At 31.5% G+C, this 9,039-nt stretch carries 9 protein-coding genes; 2 read left to right on the top strand and 7 right to left on the bottom strand.

Annotated features, from left to right (window positions below):
* Nucleotides 1-299 precede the first annotated feature (299 nt).
* Nucleotides 300-1,499 carry a DUF4263 domain-containing protein gene (locus MWU82_RS23630; RefSeq protein ID WP_247098172.1) on the top strand — a complete coding sequence of 400 codons (1,200 nt, stop codon included), beginning with the start codon at nt 300-302 and terminating at the stop codon, nt 1,497-1,499.
* Nucleotides 1,500-1,723: 224 nt separating this feature from the next.
* Here MWU82_RS23630 and MWU82_RS23625 read toward each other — a convergent pair whose 3' ends face one another.
* Together MWU82_RS23625 and MWU82_RS23620 are read right to left on the bottom strand one after the other, a co-directional pair.
* The gene (locus MWU82_RS23625; protein ID WP_247098171.1) at nt 1,724-2,320 is read right to left on the bottom strand and encodes a P63C domain-containing protein; all 597 of its coding nucleotides are present in this window, start codon (nt 2,318-2,320) and stop codon (nt 1,724-1,726) included.
* A gap of 5 nt (nt 2,321-2,325) precedes the next feature.
* Nucleotides 2,326-3,552 (bottom strand): ImmA/IrrE family metallo-endopeptidase, encoded by a 1,227-nt coding sequence (locus MWU82_RS23620; RefSeq protein ID WP_247098170.1) that lies wholly within the window; start codon nt 3,550-3,552, stop codon nt 2,326-2,328.
* Between the two features lie 544 nt (nt 3,553-4,096).
* On the opposite strand from MWU82_RS23620, the gene MWU82_RS23615 reads away from it, so the two are divergent.
* Entirely contained in the window at nt 4,097-4,696 is a 600-nt protein-coding gene (locus tag MWU82_RS23615; protein WP_247098169.1) for a hypothetical protein, read from the top strand.
* 656 nt (nt 4,697-5,352) lie between these two features.
* Here MWU82_RS23615 and MWU82_RS23610 read toward each other — a convergent pair.
* The 5 genes from MWU82_RS23610 to MWU82_RS23590 all read right to left on the bottom strand — a co-directional run bounded on the left by MWU82_RS23610 (nt 5,353) and on the right by MWU82_RS23590 (nt 8,648).
* The gene (locus MWU82_RS23610) at nt 5,353-5,619 is read right to left on the bottom strand and encodes a hypothetical protein (protein ID WP_247098168.1); all 267 of its coding nucleotides are present in this window, start codon (nt 5,617-5,619) and stop codon (nt 5,353-5,355) included.
* A gap of 22 nt (nt 5,620-5,641) precedes the next feature.
* Nucleotides 5,642-7,084 carry a HEPN domain-containing protein gene (locus tag MWU82_RS23605; RefSeq protein ID WP_247098167.1) on the bottom strand — a complete coding sequence of 481 codons (1,443 nt, stop codon included), beginning with the start codon at nt 7,082-7,084 and terminating at the stop codon, nt 5,642-5,644.
* Nucleotides 7,085-7,359: 275 nt separating this feature from the next.
* Nucleotides 7,360-7,623 (bottom strand): recombinase family protein, encoded by a 264-nt coding sequence (locus tag MWU82_RS23600; protein WP_247098166.1) that lies wholly within the window; start codon nt 7,621-7,623, stop codon nt 7,360-7,362.
* Nucleotides 7,624-7,896: 273 nt separating this feature from the next.
* Nucleotides 7,897-8,178 (bottom strand): helix-turn-helix transcriptional regulator, encoded by a 282-nt coding sequence (locus MWU82_RS23595; protein WP_247098165.1) that lies wholly within the window; start codon nt 8,176-8,178, stop codon nt 7,897-7,899.
* A 311-nt stretch (nt 8,179-8,489) separates the two neighbouring features.
* Nucleotides 8,490-8,648 carry a hypothetical protein gene (locus tag MWU82_RS23590; RefSeq protein ID WP_247098164.1) on the bottom strand — a complete coding sequence of 53 codons (159 nt, stop codon included), beginning with the start codon at nt 8,646-8,648 and terminating at the stop codon, nt 8,490-8,492.
* Nucleotides 8,649-9,039 lie beyond the last annotated feature (391 nt).

The following is a 9,039-nucleotide window of genomic DNA, read 5'->3' as shown; positions in this document are numbered from 1 at the left end:
CTTTCGCTAAACTTGCTTTTCTTCATGTGACAGTTAAAATTTAAAATTAATAAATTCGAATTTTATACTGTCCTATTTTTAGGGAAGGCTACATAACAACGTATATAACTCATAGCTTTGTAGTTACTTAATTCAAAGTTAAGGCGAGTTTGGAAAGTCGCCAAATTTTTAAATTTGACAACTTTCCAATAAAAAAATAAGTAGTAAATTTAAAAATCTGGCTTGTGCTCAACCGAATAATTATCGCTAATTTGCACGCTACGAGCCATATACAAGACCGTTACCTGCAAGCTGAAAAAATGAACGAAGAACTATTAAAAAATATCCTTGGAAGATTAAACCCTTTTAGTTTTAAGGAGTACTTCCGAGGTAATTTTGTTAATACTTATTCAGAAAGTAATTTCAAACCCCTAACTTACGGGAATAATGAGCTTTTCAGGAGAATTAGTGACAATGAACCACATTCGTACGAAAATTATGTTTCTTATGAAGCTGTTTATATATTTCATCATTTACTCAATTTCAAAACTAATGATATTGATAAAACATTTTTGTGGAATAAAGGGTTGCAAAATCAATTAGAGATAGTCAAATCAAAGTATCTAAATCCAGCTAATAATTTAGGTGAGTTAAACGTAATAAATCTTGTTACAAATTTAGTTGGGTTTGATGAAGAATTTTATCAAAGCTTTTTGATTCCTAAATTCGAAAAACTTTTGAATAACTTTGATTTAAATCAACACTTTTGTTTTGGAGGGTTTGATTCTATTTTTGATTTAGAAAAACAGCACTCAATCGATTATTCCACATCATTCTTTGAAAAATGGAATGATGGTTTAGTTATTTCTCTTTCTAGAGATGGTATTAGCATTAATGATTATTCTTATGAACAAAATATTCAAAGTGGTATTTCAAAAAAAGGGAATATTTTTGAACCTGTTTATGTAAATAAAACATCCAAGAGAAGCATATGTTTCGAATTTGAAAAATTAATAAACAATAATAATAGGGAATCTGTTTTAGAGGAATTTCTAACTACACATTACAAAGAAATATTTGGCGAGAAATATAATCAAATACAAACTCAACTATGGTTGAAATTTCCAGAATTAGATATAAATTCGAAAAAGCGAAGATTAGATATATTTCTTAGAAACTCTGTTATTAATGATTGGGAATTGTTCGAAATCAAACGTCCAATCAAATTGACAACCACCTATAGAGATATTCCTGTAATGCGTTCAGAAGTTTTACATGCAATTGAACAACTCAAAAATTATCATAAAATCCTTCAACAAGATAAGGTGAAATATTATTTCCATAAGCAAGGAATTGACTATTATGAACCTACGTTAAATTTAATAGTGGGTAATAATCCACAAATTTCGACTGAAAAGTGGAGATGGTTAATTTCAAATCACAAAGAAATAAATATTTTAACTTACGAGAATTTATTGAGAGAAATGCAGATTAGATACAATGATAGATTAACAATGTAAATTACTTTGCCTAACAATGGTAACCTTTTCTCCTTTGGCGGACCCGGAGCACAAGCAGTACTTTAGCAGCTAAAAACCCATATCCTTCGAAATAATGACAGCAAAAGCGGCTTTTTAGGCCGTTTGGAAATACTGTTGCATTTTGACCCCTCAAAAGCTCCCTCGGTTATAAGTGCATGATGTGCATAATGCGGAGGAACAGGCTGCTAAAAAGAAAAAACCCTTTATAAGAGTTGGAATTTTAATTGATAAGGTACATTATACTTTTTACAATATTCTATCCTAAAACTATCCCAATCACCAAATTGACTCATCATCTCGGTTGCTTGAGAAATAAATATTGACAATTCATTTCTTGCACCTTGAGTAAGGTATTGATGGTGTTTATATTTTCTTGTTCCAGTTATTACAAATGGATTAACTATTCTTAAAAATGGTAGAACCTCATGTGAAAATCTGTAATAAATAATCTCATTAGTGAATCGACCAGCCTGCCAAGGCTTTTCAGCTATAATACCTTTATATTCCCAATTGTTCAATCGAAACATTTCTTTGTAATAATCTTGTGTAAAAATGGACTTATATTCCGCTGGATTTCTTAAAATTCGACTGTCAATGTTTTTTATTTTCCATAAATCATCTATTGTCGATAGTAGTTTGCGTTTTTCATTTTCAGTATCTAATTCTTTATCGGAAAACCTGTTCTTTACTTTTGACTCAGTTTGATCAATAATAAATCTTTTCAGTAGGTCCTGATTTTTCTTTTCCTGTAAAACTTTTAATTGTTCTAATTCTTCAGGATTTAATTTGGTATTTTTCATAACTACTAATTATATATTTTATTTCGTATTTTCTTTATATGGTCACTGAAAGTAAAATCATCTGAGAAATTATGTTCTAATTTTGATTTTAACTTTTCTATGTTAGGATTTAATTTTTTAGCTCTTCCCCAGGCATATTTATCAGTATTTGGAGCATCAAATGCATAGAAAACATATACAAAACTTGGATCTACATTGTTGGATAATGCGTATTGTTTAATAAATTCTTGATTATTAATAAACGAACCTGCTTCTTTTGTTTTTTCTTTTGAGAAAAGATATTCTCTGGCAAAATTATCGGCTTCAATTTCATTTTGAGATTCACTATCCAGGCTTTTTTGACCTTCTTGCGAAATATGGTAATTTGAAAGCTGTATTTCATCCCAATCAAATAAGACGTGATAGAGCTCGTGTACTAAAGCGAACCATAATGTTGGATAGAATCCAACATAGTCAGTCAATGCTATACAAGGTTTGTCGTTTACCATAAAAGTTGCACCTCTAATATGTAAAGAAGGAAAAGAAGGGATAAAAACTACGGTTATTCCTAACTGATATAATTGTTTAATGACATTCACAAGACCATTTTCAACATCCATAGATTGCCATCTAATCTGTGGAAAATAATCAATTAATTTATCACGACTATAAATGTTTGGATTTCTTAATTCAATACAAGACTGCTCAGCTAAATAAACCCAGTTTTTAATACTACAATTTCGTTTAGCTCTTTTGCCCGAACTAAAAGCAACATTAATATCTGGCTCTGAATATTCAAAAATATTCTTCAAACCAAAGTAATTGCAAATCGATTTAATAATGTCATTGTAATCTGTCAAAGACTTTATAAGGCCAACTTTTTTCAGTTCTGCCAAATTAAATTTCTCGTTAATAAACTCTACCATTTCATTAGTTCGATTTATATCATTACCAACATTGTGAACTTCATTTACTTTTTGTAAATAAAGTGTGGCTATCTGTTCTAAATCAGTACCTAAAAAATTCGACAATTTTATCAATTGTGTGTAATCTAACATTTTTTGTTCACCTGAAAGAATTCCATCTAAAGTACGAACACTCATCCCCATAATATTTAAAGCAGTCGTTTTTGGAATGTCTAAACTCTCCAGTCTATTAACAAATAGTTCTTCCAAGGTTTCTGCTATTTTAGTAGGTTTCGGCTCGAATAATCTTTTTAGGATATCATCTTTATAAGATTTTTTGTTTCCCATATACTTATATACTCTTTTTATTATTTGAGATAAATTTTTGACTAAATTAATTTAAATAATGCATTGATACATTTTTTATTTAAATAGCTTTTAAAATGTTATTAACAATAAAAATCTGAATAAAATAACGATGGTCTGAACGGAAAGTACTATGAACAACACCAGTAAACGTTGCTCAAGTCCATAAAGTGTCCAAAAATCAATCGATATAAGTCTCTTTAAGAGTTTTTTTTCTTGATCAATGTTGAAAGACATAATTTTGCCCCGCTGGCGAGGGCGTCACCTGTCCAAACGCCATGTGCGGGCCCGTACCATCCTTTAACTTGGCTGGCCGACTAGCCAATTGGCAGTCTCAAATGCCGCTCCTGCCCAACACTTTGCATATATTGACCAAAAATCCCTAAATTGGTAAGAAGCAAAAAGGATTAAAACCAATAACAAGGAACAGGGTAAGCGCAAAACCGAGACCGCCTAATTCAGCGCTGGTTTATTATAAAAATTCTGTCAATATTTTCTATTTTTGGTTAAAGCCAAATTTAATCAAATGAATAGATATATAAAAGCAATGGAGATCGGTTTAGCAAATGAAAAGAAAGGTATTACTTATTTTGATTTATTGGAAAAACTGCAATTAGAATTGGATTATTCTTTCAATAGTTCGGCAGAGGTTACTTTTATGTCATGGTTCAATGAAAATTTTGAATCACACAACAATGTTAACCTTAACAATTCTGATTACAATGAAGGGATGAATCTTTATTTGGACAATAAATATGGTGTTATAGGAGAAATAACGGACCCAGGTTTAAAAAAATATTATGAATTTTTCCGTTCATTTAGAAGTAAAAATTATTTTCTAAAAGGCAATGCAGCTAAACAATATTTAGATTATCAAGAATTACAGCAATCAGTTAAATCATCTAATTCCGCACGCAGTTGGGCAATTATATCAATTATCGTAGCACTCCTTGCAATCGGTATAAGTGCCTACTCTGTTTATTCTAGTCCGAATCCCCCTTACGACGTAAAAATCATTGAGGATAATACTAGAATGGATGAACTGCAGAAGGAGAATAAGCAATTAAAGGAGGAGTTATTTAAGGCTGAGATGATAGTAAAAGTATTGGAGGAAAAATCGAATTAGTAAATTAGCACCATAATAGACCAAAAAGTATATAAAAACATACTATTCGGTTTATTTTTTTTTGGATATATATTTTTCATGAAACCTTTTGTGCATTTTTCCTTTTTGCTTTGTACTACGAAGGTAATGGATATCACTTGCGAACCAACATTTCAACATTCTGTGTTAAAAACTTTGTGGTTAATAGTGCGTATTTTACCAAAAAAGTTGGCCATATAACACTATCTTTACAAAGCGAAATGCACCCCATTGGAGTGCATTATTAATGAAGGGAGTTGAAACCTTTGATCGACTAGAGTTTAGATGTGGAATAATTCTCTAGGGCATTTCAAAAAGTTTCACTCTCTTTTTTTTATTTTCTAATCTAAATGCGTTATCGTAATTTTTTCAAGTACTATTATTCGTATTCTAACTACGATACAAATATAATAGTTATTTAACTTTTTACCCTAATATTTGGACCTATACTTATAAACATTGGTAATCTATTTGTTACATTAAATACCAATGTTGCTCAAGATGTAAATATATTTACACTTAGCGGTGTTTAGTAGTTATTCAATTCACTACGTTATGAACAATTTATAAGTACCGTATTTCATTTTTTTATTGTACCAATACTATATTTAACATTTATATATCTTATTCCAATAATATTAATCTATAATAGTTATATATACTCCATTCTCTATATTTGGCATGGTTAATTCTTTTAACTTACATATCTCTCCATAAATATAATCATGTATTTTTCTTGGGATATGTACATGCTGAAACTCTGTGTCGTTGATTTTGCAATTACTATTTAAAAATATTGTGTTATCCGCCTTAATTTCGTAATTCAATATCCAATCAGGCGTTCTACCTATTAGATTTGCTCTTTCAAATACTACATCTAATTCTTTAATAATATATACTCCCATTTTTAAATATATTGAATTGTTATCATGGTTCAGTTTTTTTAAACTTGAATTTATCAATCATTTCAAGTTCAGCATATTTAGGATGAAGTAACAATATCTTTAATACATGTCGTAAAAGTGAAATAGAAAGCCGAATTGTTGGAATCTCCTTATCGTCTTTTGACTTTATTTTCCTCGATTTATTTAATCCTTTAGTATTTCCGTGAATAACATCACTCCTAAATGCATAAATCTTTTTACAAAGACTAAATACTTCCCATTGCTCATATTTTTCGAATTGTTCTATATGGCATAAAGTTGCTATTCGTGACGAAAGTCTATAAGTTATTTCGCTTTTAGAGTCATGGGTTAAAAGGGTTTCGAGAGCAATAGTAGTATCCAGAATGGTGTCTTCTTCTTTGCTTCTTAAGAATGCTGTATTCAATCTATTAATTGCTAATCTAATGTTGTTTCTGTGGGTTGTTCTGATTTTTTGGAAAATAATTTTTGTTTGTTCAATTTCTTCAGTATTAACTTTCGGTGGATTAATGAGCCATCCAAAGTCATCATAATGACTTGGATAGTTGCGAACCGAACAGAAAAACACAACAGGAAGATCAGCCTTTGGGGTATCTTCCCAACCCTTAGGTATAGTTAGAATTTGACTAGTACCAGTTTCAAACCCTGTTGATATTCTTAGAGCACATAAAAAGTCATTTACGACAACCAAAACCGCTTCATAAGAATTGATATCATAAAGAGAATGTCTTCGCGAATCGTAATGGTCATTTGGAATAGTCCACTTCTTGAGTACTAAAGAGTGAGTGGCACCACCAGCAACAATAGGATTTGATGAGTCTGTGTAAGAAGTCTGGGTATTCCTTGCCAACTGAAAGGCCTCGGGTATTTTAGTTATAAAGATATTCTCATCTAATTGAATATCCTCGATTTCGAAATCCAAAAAAATTAAAGGAATTTGCACTTCGATTTCTAATGGATTTTCATAAATAGATTTATACCATTTTTCAAAAAGTTCATCGAAAAGGTTCTGGTTAAATGAAAAAGTCTCTTTGTTTAAGTGAATATATCTTTCAATAAATTGGCTGAGATAATAATGTGAATATAGCGAAACAAAAAATCTTTCTGAATCATCAGATAGCTCTGCTTTTTCATCTAATTCATAATAATTTCTTAAGTATTTGTCGGTTTTAACAATGTTTAAATATTCATTAAATGTAGGAATATCACTGTGTTTTTTTCCGTCAATTGTGAGAAGAGAGGAATAGTCTTTTTTACTATAGGAGATTTTTCTGAAACTAGGAATACCTGAGTCGAAAGACGTCATTTCGAAATAGTCATCATGTTTTTGTAATTTCCAAGAAGTAAAGGAGTCTTTAATATTATTGAATGATTGCTCAATTGTAGTTAAGCCAGAAGACAATGACCTCTGGTATAGGTTCCTTAATTCTTCTTTAGATGTTTTCATTTTAATTGAGCCCAACAGCCATGTAAATTATCTGATAACTTAATATTTGAAAATGCAGATTAGTTTAAAACTATTCTATATCTGTTATCCTTTGGGTTGACTAAGATAGAAATAATTTGTAAGAAGAAATGCATGGATCTATCTACTATTCAAAATCCTTTTTAACCACCTCTTGCATTCTCAATTTTACTTTCTTCACAGTAACAAAAGCCTTTTTGGTATACTTTGATACTTTATTCATCGATAGACCGTCATTAAGGAGTTCTACGATGTCTTTATGACGAGTTAGGTTCTTCATCAGCCATTACAGCAACTACCTTACGACCTTTGTAAACACCTTTAGCCTTAGCGATTTTAATATCCTGATTTTGTCTTTCCTTGATTGCTTCAATTTCCAAACCTGCTATGGATCCAAGTAGGTCAATAATTATTTTTGCAATACTATTTATTGAACCATCATCATTAAGTAATTCCATCCTAATATTTTCAGCAAAGATTTGCACACCCTTTTTGATAGACCAGTTTAATTGTTTCTGCATTTCAACAACGTTCCACCCTGGCAATAGATTGAATGAATGATTACATAATTAATTTTTCCGTTCTCGATATCCTTAATCAATCGTCTTCCTGCTGGTCTTTGGTCAAATGGAATTAAACCAGATATCTTATCTTCATATAGTACCGTGTTTGAATCTGTATCACGCTGTATATCGTGTAAGCTTCACTTAAAACCGAACTGTTTAAAAGTAGAATATTTTAGGTATTTTGGTATTGAAGGTCAATTATTAGGCCAGGAAAACAAAGAGGCTTAATTAATTTTCAAATAGTTCATGATCAAAAAAATCAAATAATGTTATACCTATTAAATCACAAAACCTTTTTACTGTATATATAGTTATACCTCTACCCTTTACTTTCCCCGTGGTAACATCTTTTGACACATGGCTTTCCCAGCGACTTATATCTTGCTTATCTATATTATACTTATAGGCAAAATCTGTCTGTTTTTCCCCAATATATTGGATTCGTAACATTTTTATTCTGTCGGCAATTTTATTTGCTAGTACTATATCTTTTTTCGAAAGTCCGGACATAATGCAATTTTGGCATAAACAAAGAATAAAGAGTAAGCCATTTGGCAGACTAAATAATTTTTATTATGTTTGTTTCGTTAACATATATTTGCGATACTTCTTTTGAATTAGCATTAGAGGCATTCGCTTTGAAGCTCGCGCTGGAAAACTGGTAATTTTCAATTGGAACGAGATGATAAGCAGATTGCTCACGACCTAGGCGTGGGCTCTCTTATTGTTCCAAGGTAACCAGTACCGCTAGCGCAATAAGTTGAGTTCCGCGCCTTTTATATTTTCTGGCCCTTACTCACTGTATTCTTAGCGTTGCTTTTTTAGGAGCATGGCAAAACCAAAAGGCCAGGAGCGTTATGGAACAGGGTTTTTGTACACCAATGGGGTACCGCAGAGGGCAACATCCAAGCATGTTGGCCCTTACCGTGTACGACATTCTCTTTACCAAAAAGCCCAAGAATCCAATATAGGTTTTGCATAATTATGGGATTTGTGTTGTACCCTTTTTTCCGGAACTCGAAAATCCTTTTATCCCATAATCCACGATCCACACATTTTTTGGCATCCGGCCAAATAACGACAAAGCAGCCTAACATCATTTAAGGCCATCCCTTTGCTGCATCAGCTGTGCTATAACATAGCATTGTTGACAGGCTAGGGGAGGAGCCATAAAAGTGAGCTAGCTGAGGTATGTCCATACGGCAACCTAATTTTGCTCACCAAACAGCGATACCAACTAATAGATCTCTACTGCCTATGACATAGAACATATACAAAAAAAATAGCCTCCCAAACCCTGTTTGACCGACAAGTTTGGAAGGCCGTAACTAAATAAAACTAAGTTTCATCTAATCTTCAAAATTATGAAAA

The organism is Arenibacter sp. S6351L, assembly GCF_023016025.1.
In the GTDB taxonomy this organism is placed as follows: domain Bacteria; phylum Bacteroidota; class Bacteroidia; order Flavobacteriales; family Flavobacteriaceae; genus Arenibacter; species Arenibacter algicola_B.
The sequence above is the reverse complement of the archived record's forward strand: the minus strand, read 5'-3'. Positions and strand labels throughout refer to the sequence as shown.